The sequence below is a fragment of the Stenotrophomonas sp. ASS1 genome (assembly GCF_004346925.1).
GTDB lineage: Bacteria > Pseudomonadota > Gammaproteobacteria > Xanthomonadales > Xanthomonadaceae > Stenotrophomonas > Stenotrophomonas maltophilia_A.
The window spans coordinates 4,519,963-4,536,912 of sequence record NZ_CP031167.1 but is presented as its reverse complement, the minus strand read 5'-3'; the positions used below and the strand labels follow the sequence as shown (position 1 = coordinate 4,536,912).

Genomic DNA, 16,950 nt, shown 5'->3' with positions numbered 1-16,950 from the left:
CTGTCCTGCACACTGTGCATGATGAGTGACCCAGGCAGCGATTTCCGCCTCTACCATTCCAACTCCCTGGACGTGCTGGCCGCGCTGCTGGCGCGCAATGTGCGGGCGCCCGTTCCTGGCCAGCCGCTGCTGGCACCGGAAGTGGTGCTGATCCCGCAGGTAGCGATGCGGCGTTGGCTGCAAGCGACACTGGCCGCCGAGTTCGGTGTGGCTGCGAACCTCGAATTCCTCACCCCGGGTGAGTTCGTGGCGCGCGCGCTGAAGGCCAACGTCAGCGGCGAGCAGGACGACCTGGACGCGGCCGGCCTGCATTGGAAGCTGTACCAGGCCCTGCGCGACCCGGCGTTGCTGGCGCAGCCACCGATGCGCGCGCTGCAGTCCTATCTTGCCGGCGATGACGCATTGAAGCCGTGGGCGCTGGCTGGCGAGCTGGCCTCGGTGTTCGAGAAGTACCAGGCGTGGCGCCGCGACTGGCTGCTGCGCTGGGCCGCCGGTGCCGATCCAGCCGACCCGCAGGCGATCCTGTGGCGCACCATCACCCACGGCCAGGACTATCGCGCGCGCCGCATCCAGGAATACCTGGACCGTTTCGAAGGGGCCGGCCAACCCTTGCCGAAGGGCTTGCCACCGCGCATGTCTGCGTTCGCGACGCTCAACATCTCACCCGATGTGCTGCGGGTGATGGCCACCCAGGCACGTGTTGGCGAGCTGCACTTCTATATGCCCACCCCGGTGCAGTCGTACTGGGGCGATCTGCAGACCCTGGCCGAGCGCCTGCGCAGCGGCGCGCCCGATCCCTTCGGCGAAGCAGCCGGCGAAAACCGCCTGCTGGAAGCCTGGGGCGCGGCCGGGCGCGACTTCATGGCGGTGCTGGGCAGTTACGAGGTGGTGCATCCGGCCGGCGAAATCGCCGCCTATTCCGATCCGGAGGACGACACCCGGCCGACCCTGGACGAAGGCGGCCTGTCCGACAGCCTGCTGCATCGCCTGCAGCGCGATCTGTTCCACCGCCGCGCGCTGCCCTCGGGCGAGCTGCGCGACGGCCTGCGCAGCGACGACCCCAGCCTGCAGGTGCACGCCTGCCATACCCGCCTGCGCGAGCTGCAGGTGCTGCACGACCAGCTGCGCAGCCTGCTGCAGGACCCGCGCTTCGACCCGCCGCTGCAGGCGCGCGAGATCGCGGTGCTGGCGCCGGACATCGATCCCTACGTGCCGTACCTGGAAGCGGTGTTCGGCGGCCGTGGTGGCGAGGAGGAGCACATCCCCTATGCGCTGGCCGACAGCAGCCCGCTGGCCGGTGAACCGCTGGCTGATGTGTTCGTGCACTTGCTGGGCCTGCCTGTCTCGCGCTTTGGCCTGAATGAAGTGCTGGACCTGCTGGCCAGCGCGCCGCTGGCCGAAGCGGCCGGGCTGGAAGCGGTGGACTTCGACCGCCTGCATGGCTGGCTGCAGCAGGCCGGTGCACGCTGGGGCCTGGATGCGAAGCACCGCCACCAGCACCAGGCGCCGGCCGACGACGCCTACACCTGGCAGTTCGCGCTGGATCGCCTGGTGCTCGGCCATGCCACCGGCAGCGAGGCCGACCTGGCCGGTGTCGCACCGTGGATCGAACTGGAAGGCGGCGCGCTGGACGCGCTGGACCGGCTGCTGCGCCTGCTGCGCGTGCTGGCCATCTACCAGCGTCGCCTCGGCGAGCTGCTGACCCCGGCGCAATGGCGACAGCGCCTGCTGTCGTTGCTGGATGCACTGCTGCCCACCGCGCCGAGTTCACCCAACAGCCAGCGCGCGCTGGAGCGCCTGCGCAAGCTGCTCAACCAGTTCGCCGAGGATGCTACCAAGGCCGGCTTCGCGGAAGGCGTGCCGCCGGAGGTGGTACGTGCGCACTTCGCCGGCGCGCTGGGCGAGGCCGATACGCGCGCACCGCTGCTGACCGGTGGCATCAGTTTCGGCCGCATGGTGCCGATGCGACTGCTGCCATTCCGGGTGATCTGCGTGCTGGGCCTCAATGATGGCGATTTCCCGCGCCGTGACCCGGCGGCCGGTCTCAACCAGCTCACCGCCGAACTGGACACGCCGCGCCGCCGACCGGGCGACCGCTCCACCCGCGAAGACGACCGTTTCCTGTTCCTGCAGCTGTTCGCCGCCGCGCAGGAGGTGTTCTACCTCAGCTACCTCGGTGCCGATCCGCGCGATGGCAGCGTGCGCGAGCCGTCGGTGCTGGTCAGTGAACTGATCGATGCCGCCGCTGCGTATCACCTCGATCCGCCTGCGGCGGTCCGCGACTTCACCGTGCGCCATGCCTTGCAGCCGTTCTCGCCCGCCGCGTTCGGTGACGGCGACCCCCGCCGCTTCAGCTATCGCCGCCAGTGGCATCCGGCGGCCGGTCGCCTCACTGGCCAGCGCGGTGGACTGCAGCCGTGGTTCGACGCACCGCTGCCACCGCCGCTCGACGATGCGGTGGAGGACGACGTCGCACTCGATACCCTGCGCCGTTTCCTGTGCGACCCGGCCGGACAGTTCCTCGCACAGTCGCTGGGCCTGCGCCTGGCCGACGATGTCGAGGAGGTCGATGACCTGGAACCGCTGGTGCTGTCATCGCGCGGCCCGGAAAAGCGCAGCGTGCAGGCGGCGGTGGTGCGTGCCACGCTCAGCGGCGATACCGAGCCGTTGTACCCGCGGCTGCGCGCGCGCGGCCTGCTGCCGTCCGGCCCATTGGGCGAGCGCCAGTTCGAGGGGGAGCAGTTGAAGACGCGCCCGTATGCCAGTGCGTTGCTGGGCTGGATGCAAGGCGAACCGCTGGAAAGCCGTCGCTACGAAGTGGACATCGACGGCGTGCGCCTGCATGGCCGCGTGGCCGATCGGCATCCCGAGGGCTTGGTGCGCCTGCGCGCCGGTACCCTCAATGGCAATGCAGTGATCCGCCAGGGCCTGGACTGGCTGCTGGTCAACGCCGCCGGCGATGCGTTGCCGCTGGTGCAGTTCCACGATGGCGGTGACGCCGGTCCCGGCCCGCATGTGCTGCCAGCACTGAGCGCCCCCGCTGCACGCGCCGCGCTGCGCGCGCTGCTGCAATTGCGCCAGCGCGGCCTGCGTGAGCCGCTGCGCTTTGCCCCGTATACCGGCTGGGTGCTGTACAACGCGCCAGCAGAAAAACAGCGTAGCGAAGGCTGGAAGCAGTGGCATGGCAGCGACCGCAGCTGGGGTGAATCCAGCAGCGACGCCTGGCAGCTGCTGCTGCGCGGTGCCGACCCGTTTGCCACCGATGCCAGCTATGCCGAGCTGCTGCGCAACAGCCAGCTGGTCTTCAGTGCGGTGCGTGAAGGCCGCGCCCTTGGCGCCGACACCAGCCAGGAGGGCAACGCATGACCCCCGCCATCGCAGATGAGGAAACCCAGCGTATGGCGGGCGATCCCTACCTGGCCCTGCCGCTGGATGGCATCCGCCTGATCGAAGCCAGCGCCGGTACCGGCAAGACCTTCACACTGGCGACGCTGTTCACCCGCCTTGTGGTGGAGCAGGGCCTTCGCATCGGCCAGATCCTGGCGGTGACCTTCACCGATGCGGCCACCCAGGAACTGCGCAAGCGCATCCGTGAGCGCCTGGCGCTGGCCGCGCGCCTGGTCGATCTGGAACCGGCCGAGGGTGAAGCGCCAGACCTGCGGTTGACCCGCGAGGTACTGCAGCGCCATCTACAGGGCGGAACCGAGAGCGCGGTCGCACTGAAACGCCGCCTGCAGGTGGCTGCCGACGAGATCGACCTGGCTTCGATCTTCACCATCCACGGCTTCTGCACCCGCGTGCTGCGCGAGCATGCACTGGAAAGCGGCCATACCTTTGATCCGCCGGAACTGCTGGCCAGCGATCGTGAACTGTTGGAGGAGCTGGCCGCTGATCTGTGGCGCGTGCATGCCAATGACCCGGCCACATTGGAGCCGCTGACCTGGCTGTGGTCCAACCCGGACGCGCTGGCCGCCGATCTGCGCGCGCTGCTGGGCACGCCGCCCCTGCACCCGTTGCCACAGCCGGTGACGCTGGCTGATCCACACCCGGCGCTGCAGAGCGCGGCCGAGGCACTGTCCGCAAGCGTGCGCGAACATGGCGATCAGTTCTTCATCGACCTCTGCGATGCGGTCGACAACAAGTGGATCAACGGCGTGTCCTACAAGCTGGGCTGGCTGCATCCGCTGGGCCGGCAGATGATGGCCTGGGCCGGGCGCGGCGACCCGCGCGAGCTGCTGGTCAGCGAGCGCCTGCCGGCGCTGCTGCCGGCGGTGCTGGCCGACAAGACCAACAAAAAGTTCCCCGACCGCACGCCATCGTCGCCATTGCAGGCGCCGTTGGCGCGCTATGTCGCGCTGCTGGCCGAACGCGATGCCTGGTTGCGTGGTACCGCGTTGAACTTCCTGCACGCGCTTCGCGCCGAAGCCATGCAACGCCTGCAGGCGCTGAAGCGCACGCGCCGGGTACAGACCTACGACGATCTGATCGATGGCGTAGCGCTCGCCCTGGAAGGCCCGCAGCGTATGGCGCTGGTCAGGCAGCTGCGTGCGCAGTACCGCATCGCGCTGGTCGATGAGTTCCAGGACACCGACGATCGCCAGTGGGGCATCTTCCACACCGTGTTCGGCGATTCGCCGGAGGTGCGCGAACTCGGCGTGGCGCCGGCACTGTTCCTGATCGGCGACCCCAAGCAGGCGATCTACGGTTTCCGCGGCGGTGACATCCACACCTACCTGAAGGCCAAGCAGGTGGCGCAGCAGGCGCCGGTGCTGGACCAGAACTTCCGCTCGCGACCGGCTGTGCTGCGTGCGTTGCAGGCGCTGTACGACAACGGTGGCGAAGACGCCTTCCTCGAACGCGACATCCAGTTCGAGCCGGTGCGGCCCGGTGGCGTGCGCATCGACGAGGACTACCAGCGTGATGGCCATGCCGCCACGGCACTCACCCTGCGCGTGCTGCGCAGTGGCGGTGACAAGGCGATGAGTGCGGACGCCTCGCGTGATGCCGCGACCCAGGCCTGCGTGGCTGCGATTCACCAGATCCTGGTCGAGGCGCGTGCGGGCAATGCCGTGTTGCGTGGGCGCCCGGTTCAACCCGGTGATATCGCGGTGCTGGTGCGCTCGCATCGCGAGGCCACGCTGGTGCAGCGCGCGCTGGCAGCGGTCGGCATCCCCGCGGTGGCGGCCGGCAAGCAGAGCCTGTTTTCCACCCCTGAAGCGCGCGATCTCCGTGCGCTGCTGCTGGCACTGCTGCAACCGGCCGACGAAGGCCGTCTGCGTGCGGCGTTGGCCACTGTCCTGCTCGGTCAACGCGCCAGCGCGATCGCGGCGATGGAACGCGAGGGCGACCTGCAACGCGAGTTCCAGGCACAACTGCTGCACTGGCGTGAGCGCTGGCAGCGCGGCGGACCGTTCGCAGTGATCGCCGACGTCTGTGCCGCGCAGGGCGAACGCCTGTTGGCGCTGATCGATGGCGAGCGCCGCCTGACCAATTACCTGCAGCTGGGCGAACTGCTGCAGGAAGCCTCGGCGCAGGCGCTCGGCATGCACGGCCTGCTGGACTGGCTGCAGGGGCAGATGGCCAGCGCTGACCAGGATGACGAGCAACAGCTGCTGCGCCTGGAATCGGATGCGCGCCGGGTACAGATCATCACCCTGCACAAGAGCAAGGGCCTGGAGTACCCGCTGGTGTTCCTGCCGTTCGTCGGCATCGACGGCGGCGCGCCGAACACGTCGTCGCACTGCACGGTGCATGTGGATGGCCAGCGCCAGCTGCACTGGAAGCTGGACAAGGACGAAGCCTGGGAAGCGGCCAGTGCCCAGCGCGAGCGCGAGCAGCGCGCCGAGGATGCGCGCCTGCTGTATGTGGGACTGACCCGTGCCGAGCATGCGCTGTGGATCGCCGTGGGTGATCTGGCCGGGCTCGGCAAGACGCGGCTGGCGCCGCTGCTGGGTGACCTGCAGGCGCTGCGCGCGCACGCCGATGTGCACATCGATGACAGTGAGGCAGCGGCCGCGCTGCCGCAGCTGGCGGCCGAAGTGGAAGGTGACCTTCCGGCGGTGCGTGCCCTGACCCGGCGCGTCCCGCACGACTGGTGGGTGTACAGCTTCACCCAGCTGGCCCACGCCGATGCCGGCGCGGGCAGTGATATCGAAGCCGCCGCCACCGAGCTGCCGGCGCCCGCTGCCGACGAACCCGCTGGCCCGGAACTGCCACTGGAACCGGCGTTGCCGGAACCCGCCGCGGCGGCCGAAGACAGCACACCGATCGACCCGCGCTTCATGGGCAGTCGCTTCGGCAATGTGCTGCACGAAGCGATGGAGAACGTCGACTTCGCCGCATGGGGTGATTGGCAGCCAGGTCTGCAAGCCCCTGAGGGACAGGCCGAGGTACTGCGCAAGGCACTGCACGACGAAGGATATGCTGACGTCGATCTGGATGATGGCGTGGCGGTGCTGGTGCCGCTTGTGGGCCACACGCTCACCGTGCCGCTACCCGAAGGCGGCGCGCTGCACAGCCTGGGTGAAGGCGAGCGTCGCGCGGAAATCGACTTCCATTTCGCCATCGAGCCGACCACGGTGCCGGCGCTGCTGCAGGTGCTGCATGCGCACGGTGTTTCCAGCACGCGACGCGGCTTCGGCCAGCGCCGCCGGTTGGAAGGGCTGATGACCGGCATGATCGACCTGACCTACGTGCGCGACGGGCGCTGGTACGTGCTCGACTACAAGTCCAACCGCCTGCCCGGTTACAGCCGGGACCTGCTGGCCATTGCCATGCGCCACAGCGAGTACGACCTGCAGGCGCTGATCTACACCGTGGCCCTGCATCGCTGGCTGCGTTTCCGCCTGGGTGCGGCCTACGACTACGAGCGCGACATGGGCGGCATCCGCTACCTGTTCTGCCGCGGCCTGGATGCTGCCGGTAACGGTGTGCATGTAGACCGCTTCCCGTTGGCGCTGGTGGATGCCCTGGATGCGTTGTTCGCCGGTGGCGAACAGGCCCAGGCAGAACTGGCTGCGCGTGCCCGCGGAGCCAGCGCATGAGCCTGCTGCAGGAGCTGTATCGCAACGGCCAGCTGCGCACTCTCGATCACGCACTGGCGACCAGCCTGCAACGCTTGCGGGAGGACACCCCTGACAGCGTGGCAGTGGCGGCCGCACTCGCCTCGCTGGCGGTGTCGCAGGGCCACGCCGGTTTCGATCCGGCGCAACCGCAGCGACTGCTGGAAGGCGTATCCGAGTGGCCTGCCGCACAGGACTGGCTGGCACAGTTGCGCGCATCGCCGTGGGTCGCGACGCCGGAGCAGGCCGATGCCATCGCCGAGGATGCGCCGCTGGTGCTGGAAAACGGCCTGCTCTACCTGCGCCGCTATCGTGAGTACGAGCGCCAGCTGGCGGCCGGGCTGCAGCGGATCGGCCGGCATCCGCTGCCGGCACCGGACATGGCCGCGCTGGCACCGTTGTTCGCGCAGCTGTTCCCGCAGGCATCGGGCAGCGAGGATCACCAGGCACGCGCTGCCGGCGTGACCCTGCGCCATCCGCTGGCGCTGGTCACCGGCGGCCCCGGCACCGGCAAGACCACCACCATCGCGCGCCTGTTGCTGCTGCTGGCCGCACAGGCCCGGCACGCTGGCCAGCCGCTGCCCGAGGTAGCGTTGGCCGCGCCCACCGGGCGCGCCGCCGACCGCATGGCCGAGAGCCTGCGCGTGGCTGTGCAACGGCTGCAGGAACAAGGACTGGACCCGGCGCTGTGCGCGGCGCTGCCCAGTACCGGCACCACCCTGCATCGCCAGCTTGGGGTGATTCCCGATTCGCCGCGCTTCCGCCACCACGCCGACAATCCGCTGCCGGTGGATGTGGTCGTGGTCGACGAAGCCTCGATGATCGATCTGCCGATGATGGCCAAGCTGGTCGACGCGATCGCCAGCGGCACCCGGTTGATCCTGCTCGGCGATCCCGATCAGTTGCCCTCGGTCGAGGCCGGCGACGTGCTCAGCGCGATCCTGCGCGCCAGCGGTGATGGCATCGGTACCCGCGCTGATGACGCGCAGGCACTGCATGGTCTGCTGGCGCCGGCCACCTTGCAGCCGCAGGCCGCACCACGCGCCTTCACCGGCCGCCGCGTGCAGCTGCAGCGCGGTTACCGGCAGAGCGATGCACTGGACCTGGCACCGCTGGCCCATGCCGTGCGCGAGGGCAACAGCAGCACCGCGCTGCAGCTGCTGCGCAGTGGTGAACTGGCCGGCGTGCATTTCCACGAAGGCGAAGCCGACCCGCTGCGTGGCCAGCGCGAGCACCTGCTGGGCCATTGGCGTGCACTGGCCGACGCCGCCGATCCGGTACGGGCGCTGCAGCAGGCCGGGCGCCTGCGCGTGCTGACCGCCTTGCGCGAAGGCCCGCAGGGCGCACGCGGGCTCAACAGCCGCATCGAACAGCTGCTGGCCGGCAACACCCCCGGCTACTTCCAGGGCCGCCTGCTGCTGGTCACCGAGAACAGCTACCGTCATCGCCTGTTCAATGGCGATATCGGCATCTGCCTGCGCGATGGCAGCGGCGCGATGGTGGCCTGGTTCCCAGGAGATACCGTTGACCAGCCGCGCGCCTTCCACCCGGCGGCACTGCCCGCGCACGAAAGCGCCTTCGCGATGACCGTGCACAAGGCGCAGGGTTCGGAGTTCGACGAAGTGTGGCTGCAGCTGCCGCGCCAGGACAGCCGCGTGCTGTCACGCGAACTGGTCTACACCGGCCTGACCCGCGCCCGCCAGGTGCTGCATGTGGCGGGCAGCGCCGACGTGCTGCAGGCCGCGCTGAAGCGCCATGCCAGCCGATTGGGTGGTCTGGCGTGGCGACTGGGTGCGGAAGCGGAGGCCGAAGCACCGGCGCGCATTGAACAGCCCACGGTGCAGGGCACATTGTTCTGAATCGGGGTCGGATCCCGTTCCCAACGGGAACGGGCTCTGACCCCCATAGCCCCGATGTCGCATCTGCCCCTTGATGACGCCGCTGGCGCTGCCTAGCCTGCGTGGCTATCCCACGCCACAGGAACCGGCAGATGGCGCTTATCGCCTTGGATGATCCACGCTGGGCCGAGCTACAGCATGCCTACGGGGCTGCGGATGACATTCCGGAGCTGCTGGCCAATATCAGTATCCCGAAGAACGAAAGATCCGAAGACGATCCGATCGAGGACACCTGGCACGAGCTGTGGAGCAGCTTGTGCCATCAAGGGGATGTCTACAGCGCTTCGTTTGCGGCGGTGCCATACATCGTCAACGCATTGCCAGCGGACGCTGACTCGGACGATTTACAGTTTATTTCCCTCGCGCAAACTATCGAAACGCTGCGATGCCACAAAGGCATCGAGCTTCCTGCTGAATTGGAGCCGGAGTATTCGCAGGCCATTCAGCGCATGGGGAAACATGCGGCAATGCTTGTCGCGACGCCGCAGGAGGCTTGGACAACCTCAGCACTCTTCGCGGCCATTGCTATTGCGCAGGGCCATACCCCAATGGCCAGGCTGCATACCGAGATCATGTCGGATGAGATGGACCAAGCAGTCAACATCTTCTTCGCAGAGGTGACACGAGACGACTAGCGATTCCGCTGGTGAGCGGGAACGTTGCCTCCACGATCCTTTCGCGTCAGTCGAGCATGGCTCGACTCTACAAAAGCGAATTCCGATCATTCCGACGTTCATCCACGCATGGCGTGGATCTACTGCAGATCGCGGGAAACTGTCGAAGGTGGGGTGGGTCCGGTTGCGGGGGCGTGAGCCGCATGGATGCGGCGACCGAGCTTACAGGGACGTACTTGCAGCGCCCCCCGCAACCGGACCTACCCCGCCAACCCACGGAATGCAGGCTTTTGCCGTTGACGTTGACGTTGATTCGGCAGGTGCAGGGCGCAGCCCTGCCGCCACGTTCATTCCGCGATCAGTACCAGCCCATCGGGGAACACGATCGCTGCTTCATCGGCACTCACATCGAAGAAGCCCACGCCGTGCTTCTCGGCCAGGTCCTGCACCCGCCCGTGCGCGCGCTCGGCCACCGAATAGGCGAACGCGCCGTAGATCACCTGACTACCGATGCTGTACTCGGTCACCTCAGCACGATCATCGTCGTCATTGCTCAACGGCCCGTTCATTGGCGGAAATTCCTGTGCCATCTCCGCGAACCACGCCTGCAACGCGGGACTGCTGACCGCCGGGTCGTCGTACTCGTGGCGCTCGTTCCACTGCGTCTGCTTTTCGAACCAGGCGATGAAGGCGGCAGCCACGCGTGGAGCGGCGCTGGCCTCGAACACCATCATGTCGTAACTCATTGGAGCTTCCTGTGCTGAGCGGGGGTCAGAGCCTTCGCCGGGGGCGAAGGATCCGACCCCGGCGCGGAGTCTGTGGACGCACAGGGTATCGCGCTACGGCTGCGTCGCCGCACTCATCGCCAGCCCCGGCGCCAATGCCTTCGCTTCCGGGAACAGCGCGAAGCGCAGGCCGATCAGGCCCATCAGGGCTTCATCGCGGGCCTTGCAGGCGGCCACGCTGCCGACCCGGCCCAGCGAGGTATCCAACCGCTCACGCAGCGCTTCGGCCGCCACGATCGGTTTGCGCGCGGCGATCTGACGGCGGTAATGCACGGCGACTTCTTCCAGGATGTGCTCGACCGCTTCGCGGCTGCGCTCGGGCAGTTCCAGCCGTGCGCGACGCAACTGCAGGATGTTCAGGCCGATGCGCGCCTCGTTGAGCATGTCCACCGAGGCGATGTCGCTGCCCTCGGGCGTCGCTGCCAGGCGCGGTGCGAGCAGGCCCAGCAGGTCGAGCATGCGTGCGGCGAAGCGCTGGCGGTCCTGCTGGCCACGGCCTTCGGCGGCCTCGGCCAGCGTGGTCCAGCCCTGCCGCACCAGCCGGCGTGCGGTCCACTCGGCACCCACCGAGCGGAACAGGCGGGTCATCACCACCGCAAAGCCAATGCCGATGAACATCGCAATCGACGAGTTGAGGAAGGTCTGGATGTTGGCGCTGTAGGTGTTCTGCAGGCTAAGCAGCGCGGCCAGGTTCACCGTCAGCGGCAGTGCGAACAGCGCGCTCTTCGGATGGTGCAGCATCAGCCCCAGCGGCAGGAACGCCACCGCCAGCACCAGCGCCAGCAGGCCGAAGTCGTGCACCGCCGGGAACACGCCGAACAGGTACACACCGGCCACCACCGAGGCGACCATCGCCCACACCAGGAACGACACCATGCTCGGTGCCGGATCGTCCTGTGCGGCGAAGAACGCGGCGGTCACCGCAGCCATCATCGCGCCGTTGCCACCGCCCTCCCAACCCAGCGCGATCCACAGCACGCAGTAGCTCATAAGTGCCACGCCGGCACTGAGCGCGGAGAACAGCGCCATGCCGTAGTCGACGTGCTTGTCGGCGGCCACGCGCTCGGTGCGGATGCGGTAATGCGCGCGGTCCAGCGGCGCGGTGCCGTGGTCGATCGCGTGCTGCAGGGTACGGCAGTCCTGCCACAGGTCCACCAGCTCCTCCAGGCGCAGCAGCAGGCTGGCCAGTTGCAGGTGCTGCAGGTCGCGGTCCACCTGCGGCTTCAGTGCGCTGATGCGCGCGCGCAGGCGGGCGTACTCGCTGGCGTTGGTGGGCCCGTCCAGCCAGTCGTGGATGTCATCGACCAGTGCCGGCAGTCCTTCCGGCAGGGCCTGGCCATCGCTGCGCAGCGCGCTCAGGCGGTCGGCAATCGAGGACAGCACTGGCAACAGCAGCAGCATGCGCTCGCGCAGGCGCTCCATCGACACCGCCGAACCGGCATGGCGTGGATCATCGCGGCGCAGGAACTCGATCAGCGCCTCGAACTGCACCAGGTCGGCGGCCAGCCGGTTGCGCGGCGCATGCGCGCGGCCACGTTCAAGGATCTGCCGGCACCACTGCGCAGCGTCCTCCATCCAGTTGCCGATGCGCGCGCGCAGCATCGGGCGTACCGAGGCCGGGAACAGCAGCGACGCGAACAGCACCGCCACCACCGTGCCAAGGATGATCTCCTCGCTGCGTGCCACCACCGTGTCGAAGATGGTTTCCGGCGAGGTCACCGCCGGGAAGCCGATGAAGGCGGTGGTGTAGCCGGCCAGCAGGAACGCGTAGCCGCGCGGCCCGCGGTTGAGCAGGGCCATGAACAGGCAGCCGGCCAGCCAGATCGACATTGCCGCGCTCAGCACCAGCGGCGTCTCCACCAGCGCCGGCAGCACCAGCAGGGTGGCCAGGCCGGCCACCAGGGTGCCGACGATGCGGTACACGCCCTTGGCCCGGGTTGGGCCGAGCAGCGGCTGGCTGACGATGTACACCGTGCCCATCGCCCAGTACGGGCGCGACAGGTTGCCGGCCATGGCGATGTACAGCGCGGCCACCGCGGCCAGGTAGGTCTTGATCGAGAACAGCCAGGCCTGGCGGTCGGTCAGCGCGTTCATGGCTTACTTCGCTGCGGTCGAGGCGTTGGGCGCGGCGGCGCTGGCCTGCCAGCCACCACCCAGCACCAGGAACAGGTGGATCTGGTCGCGCGAGACCTGCGCTTCGGCGGCGGCCAGGGTGGCATCGCTGGTGGCCAGGCTGCGGTCGGCATCCAGGCTGGACAGGTACGGCGTGCGGCCGCCCTGGTACAGCCGGCGGTTCTGCTCGGCGGCTAGTGCGGCCTGCTCCTGCGCGATGCGCAGCGACTGCAGCCGGCGCAGGTCCTGCGCATAGCGGTCCAGCGCGGTCTGGGTCTCGCGCAGCGCCTGCAGCACGGTGTGGTCAAACTCGGCCAGCGCGGCATCAGCACCGGCTTCGGCGGCGTGGATGCGCGCGTGGGTGCCCGAGGACGGCAGCGTCCACGAGATCAGCGGGCCGATCGACCACTGCTGGGTCATCGGCGTGCCGAAGTCTTCCAGCAGGCCGGCGGCACCGAGCGAGGCACCCAGGCGGATGTCCGGGTACAGCTCGGCAGTGGCGACGCCAATCCGTGCCGTGGCCGAAGCCAGCTTGCGCTCGGCCTGGCGCACGTCCGGGCGGCGCTGCAGCAGCGCGCGGCCATCACCGACCGGCAGCGGCTGCGCCAGGCCGGGGGCATGCGCACAGTCGATCACCCCGGCCGGCAGCTGCCCGGGGGTCTGCCCCAGCAGTGCAGCCAGCGAATAGGCAGCGGCCGAGCGTTGTGCCTGCAGGGGCGGCAATGCAGCTTCCAGCAGAGCGACCTGAGCATTGGCGCGGGCCAGCTCCGGCGGCGTGCCACGGCCGGCCGCGATCAGGCGCTCGGTGACCGTACGGCTGCGCTGCTGCAGCTGCAGCGAATGCTCGGCCACGTGCAGCTCGTGGTTGGCGTGGCAGATTTCCAGATAGCTGTCGGCCACCTGCGCGACCACGCTGACCTGGGCCAGATCGCGTGCCGCGGCGACCGACTGCTCGTCGGCACGGGCCGCTTCGGCGCCGCGCTTGAGCTTGCCGAACAGGTCGAACTGGTAGCTGACCGCGAACTTGCCATCGGCCAGGTTGATCACCGGCAGCTCGTGCTCCTGCAGGAACGATTCGGCCGACAGCTGTGCACGGCTGACGCCGGCCTCGGCCTCGTACTCGAAGCCACCGGCATCCAGCGCCTGCTCATACACCGCCGCCGCGCGGCGCAGGTGCGCATCGGCGGCCTTCAGTTCCACGTTGTCGCGCAGCGCCTGGGTGATCAGGCCTTCCAGTACCGGGTCGTTGTACAGCGACCACCAGCGGTCGGGCAGCGCCTGGTTGGCGGCGATCTGCGGGTTCTGGGTATCGATGAAGGCGGCATTGGCCTGCGGGCGCTTGAACGCCGAACCTTCCGGCAATGCATAGTCCGGGCCGACGGTCCTGCACGCGGCCAGGCTGGCCAGCGCGACGATCAGGCCGAGACGGGGCAGGGCGGCGTTCACAGGCCCGCCTGTGTCGGCGCGGTGCCGGCCTTGTCGTTGTGCGGGTGGCGGCCGGTGTCCACGGTTACGGTGGCGGTGCGGCCGGCGATCAGTTCCACGCCCTTGGGCACCTCGTCGATGGCGATGCGCACCGGGATGCGCTGGGCCAGGCGCACCCAGTCGAAGGCCGGGGTCACGTTCGGCAGCAGGGTGCTGCCATTGCTGCGGTAACGGTCCTCGATGCCGGCGGCGATGCTTTCGACATGGCCACGCAGCGGGGTCGATTCGCCCATCAGGCGGATGTCCACGGCTTGTCCCGGGGCCACGCCACGCAGGCGGGTTTCCTCGAAATAGCCATCGATGCGGAACGAGCCGGTATCCAGCAGCGCCAGCACCGGCTTGCCGGCCACCACGTAGTCGCCCACGCGCATGGTGCGGTCGTTGACCCGGCCATCGGCCGGTGCGCGCACCTCGGTGCGCCCCAGGTTGAGCTCGGCCAGGTCGACCGCCGCCTGTGCGGTGGCCAGCGCGGCCTGTGCGGCCTGCAGCTTGGCGCGGCGCACTTCGGCGTCCTCGGCGGCGACCAGGTCCTGCAGGCTGCGGTCACGGCCGATCTCGCGGCGCAGCTGTGCCACCGAGGCCTGGCGCTCGCCCAGGCTGGCCTTGGCCTGCTCCAGCGCGATGCGGTAACGGGCACGGTCGACCACGAACAGCAGGTCGCCCTTCTTCACCGCCTGGTTGTCGGCCACCTGCACCGTTTCCACCAGCCCGGATACGTCCGGCGCCACCTGCACCACGTCGGCGCCGACATGGGCATCGCGGGTCCACGGCTCATCCATGTAATAGACCCACAGCTGGCGCAGCACCAGCAGGGCGACGATCACGGCTGCGCTGGTGAGCAGCACCGGCAGGGTCTTCTTCACGATCTTGTTCACGATTGCATCCAACGCAGGAGGTGGAACAGCAGGCCCAGCACGATTCCGTACAGCGCCAGGTTGAACAGCGCCGGGTGCCATACATGGCGATAGGCGCCGGCACGCTGCAGCAGCGCGTGCAGGCCGCTGTTGACCAGATAGGCCAACAACATCAACCCGAGCAGGGTCGGGACGAACACTCCGTGGAGACTGAATTCACCGGGCATCGGTAGGGGCGGGGGCGAGGTGGGGGAGGGGAGGAACAACGAAACAACAGCAACGGGCAAAAGCCGCTGGCGTGTGCACGGCAGCGGCGGTATTCGGGGGCAGCGGTCTTACGTGATGCGGTCGGCAGCCTCGGCCAGCAGGCGCCATGCCTTCAGCACGGCGTGCAGTTCATCCATGGAAAGCTCGCCGAACACGTCCTGGCGCAGGCCGATCAACTGGTCTTCCAGCTCGCTGACCAGCGCGTGTCCCGCGTCGGTCAGCCACAGCAGGTTGGCGCGGCGGTCGCTGGCATCGCTCTCGCGGCGGACCAGGTCGCTGGCGCACAGCTTGTCCAGCAGGCGCACCAGGGAAGGACCCTCCATGCCCAGCTGCTGGGCCAGCGCCACCTGGCGGATGCCACCGCCGGAGCGGCCGATCATCAGCAGGGGCATGGTGCAGGCGGTGGAGATGCCGTAGCTGCCGAGCCGGCTGTCGGCCAGGCGCTGCCACTGCCGCCCTGCGTACAGCAGGCCGGAGCTGAGCTGCATCTGCAGCACGGTGCGCTCGTCGAGGGGTCGGTCCATAAGAGATAGATAGGATACTACTAATTTCATTCCTATCAATGGGTTTTTCTGAATGGGTGGGTGTTTTGAGGAAAGCGTTGCGCCTGCTGGCTATCGGCTGGGGTGGCGGAGGGCCGGACGGGGCAGGGCACGCTGCAAGTACCCTCCGGGGCCCGGCCCAGCCGCTGGCGGCTGGGCGTTCGGTCGCTTGCGAAGCAGTGCTTCGCAAGCTAAGCGCCCTCACCCATGTAAGCTCGATCGGCGCATCCATGCGCCTCACGGCCCTGCCCAGCCCGGCCCTCCGCCACCCGTCCCACATCCCGCGAGCGCGGAGGGTTGGCTCTTTAAAAGGCAAGGGCAGAAGCAGTGCGGACCAACGGTCCGCACCCACCACAGCAGTCGCGCAGTCGCGCGTGGTGCTTCCGAAGCCATGAACCCCAGCTCTTGACCCCGCTTTCGGGCGGTCCGGCCGCGCCCGCAGGAAACTGTCAGGGAGGGGGAGAGGGGGCTGCGCAGGACCGTTGGCGCCATGGATGGCGCCATCGAGCCCCCAGGGACGGGTTTACGGCGTGTCCTGCGCAGTCCCCTCTCCCCCTCCAGACCGATAGCAACGACGCGCCAACAACGACCCCCCGATGAACCGTCCCAACAGGACGACCCACCCCCCGGTCGGGTACGATGCTCGCCCCCCGTTCGGGACGCTGTACGCAATGAGCAAGAACAACGAAAAGGCCGCCCCGCAGGGCGACGTGACCCAGGACCAGGCCGAGGATGCCGTGCGCATCCTGCTGCGCTGGGCCGGTGAGGACCCGTCCCGTGAAGGCCTGCTGGATACCCCCCGCCGTGTCGCCGAAGCCTATGGCGACTGGTTCAGCGGTTACCGCGACGACCCGCGCGCCTACATGGAGCGGACCTTCGAGGAGGTGGCCGGCTATGACGAACTGATCGTCCTGCGCGACATCGAGTACGAAAGCCACTGCGAACACCACATGGCGCCGATCATCGGCCGCGTGCACGTCGGCTACCTGCCGGCCGGCAAGGTGGTGGGCATCAGCAAGCTGGCCCGCGTCGTTGAAGCCTACGCCCGCCGTTTCCAGGTGCAGGAGAAGATGACCGCGCAGATCGCCCAGTGCATCCAGGATGTGCTGCAGCCGATCGGTGTCGGCGTGGTCGTCGAAGGCGCCCACGAATGCATGACCACCCGTGGCATCCACAAGCGCGGCGTCAGCATGGTCACCTCGAAGATGCTGGGCAGCTTCCGCGACGACGCGCGTACCCGCGCCGAGTTCCTGCGCTTCATCGAAGTGGGCGGCAAGCGCTGAGCCGCTTGCCCGCACCCCGCCGGCCCCTGGTGGCCGGCATGCCCACGGC

11 protein-coding genes are annotated in these 16,950 nt (G+C 68.6%); 5 read left to right on the top strand and 6 right to left on the bottom strand.

The genetic code is table 11. The features are described from left to right. Positions 1–18 precede the first annotated feature (18 nt). From recC to MG068_RS20850, 4 genes are all read left to right on the top strand, one after another. Positions 19–3,366, top strand: coding sequence for an exodeoxyribonuclease V subunit gamma (recC, locus tag MG068_RS20865; protein WP_132811076.1), 3,348 nt, complete (start codon positions 19–21; stop codon positions 3,364–3,366). Next, the gene (gene recB / locus MG068_RS20860; RefSeq protein WP_132811075.1) at positions 3,363–7,043 is read left to right on the top strand and encodes an exodeoxyribonuclease V subunit beta; all 3,681 of its coding nucleotides are present in this window, start codon (positions 3,363–3,365) and stop codon (positions 7,041–7,043) included. Before recC ends, recB begins: the two co-directional genes overlap by 4 nt. After that, entirely contained in the window at positions 7,040–8,920 is a 1,881-nt protein-coding gene (gene recD / locus MG068_RS20855) for an exodeoxyribonuclease V subunit alpha (protein WP_132811074.1), read from the top strand. Before recB ends, recD begins: the two co-directional genes overlap by 4 nt. Before the next feature lie 131 nt (positions 8,921–9,051). Beyond that, entirely contained in the window at positions 9,052–9,594 is a 543-nt protein-coding gene (locus tag MG068_RS20850) for a hypothetical protein (protein ID WP_132811073.1), read from the top strand. Between the two features lie 326 nt (positions 9,595–9,920). On the opposite strand, the gene MG068_RS20845 is transcribed toward MG068_RS20850, so the two are convergent. From MG068_RS20845 to MG068_RS20820, 6 genes are all read right to left on the bottom strand, one after another. Next, positions 9,921–10,319: a hypothetical protein gene (locus tag MG068_RS20845; protein ID WP_132811072.1), complete on the bottom strand. Its 399-nt coding sequence runs from the start codon at positions 10,317–10,319 to the stop codon at positions 9,921–9,923. A 93-nt stretch (positions 10,320–10,412) separates the two neighbouring features. After that, positions 10,413–12,452 carry an FUSC family protein gene (locus MG068_RS20840; protein WP_132811071.1) on the bottom strand — a complete coding sequence of 680 codons (2,040 nt, stop codon included), beginning with the start codon at positions 12,450–12,452 and terminating at the stop codon, positions 10,413–10,415. Positions 12,453–12,455: 3 nt separating this feature from the next. Further along, positions 12,456–13,916 carry an efflux transporter outer membrane subunit gene (locus MG068_RS20835; protein WP_132811070.1) on the bottom strand — a complete coding sequence of 487 codons (1,461 nt, stop codon included), beginning with the start codon at positions 13,914–13,916 and terminating at the stop codon, positions 12,456–12,458. Further along, positions 13,913–14,830: an efflux RND transporter periplasmic adaptor subunit gene (locus tag MG068_RS20830; RefSeq protein WP_032973896.1), complete on the bottom strand. Its 918-nt coding sequence runs from the start codon at positions 14,828–14,830 to the stop codon at positions 13,913–13,915. Before MG068_RS20830 ends, MG068_RS20835 begins: the two co-directional genes overlap by 4 nt. Next, the gene (locus tag MG068_RS20825; protein ID WP_010487502.1) at positions 14,827–15,036 is read right to left on the bottom strand and encodes a DUF1656 domain-containing protein; all 210 of its coding nucleotides are present in this window, start codon (positions 15,034–15,036) and stop codon (positions 14,827–14,829) included. The genes MG068_RS20830 and MG068_RS20825 overlap by 4 nt, the downstream gene beginning before the upstream one ends. Positions 15,037–15,144: 108 nt before the next feature. Next, a complete protein-coding gene (locus MG068_RS20820; protein WP_012481667.1) occupies positions 15,145–15,600 on the bottom strand; it encodes a MarR family winged helix-turn-helix transcriptional regulator in 456 nt (151 codons plus the stop codon). A gap of 689 nt (positions 15,601–16,289) precedes the next feature. Between MG068_RS20820 and folE the strand changes: the two genes are divergently transcribed. Next, the gene (gene folE, locus MG068_RS20815) at positions 16,290–16,901 is read left to right on the top strand and encodes a GTP cyclohydrolase I FolE (protein WP_008267997.1); all 612 of its coding nucleotides are present in this window, start codon (positions 16,290–16,292) and stop codon (positions 16,899–16,901) included. Positions 16,902–16,950: the final 49 nt, after the last annotated feature.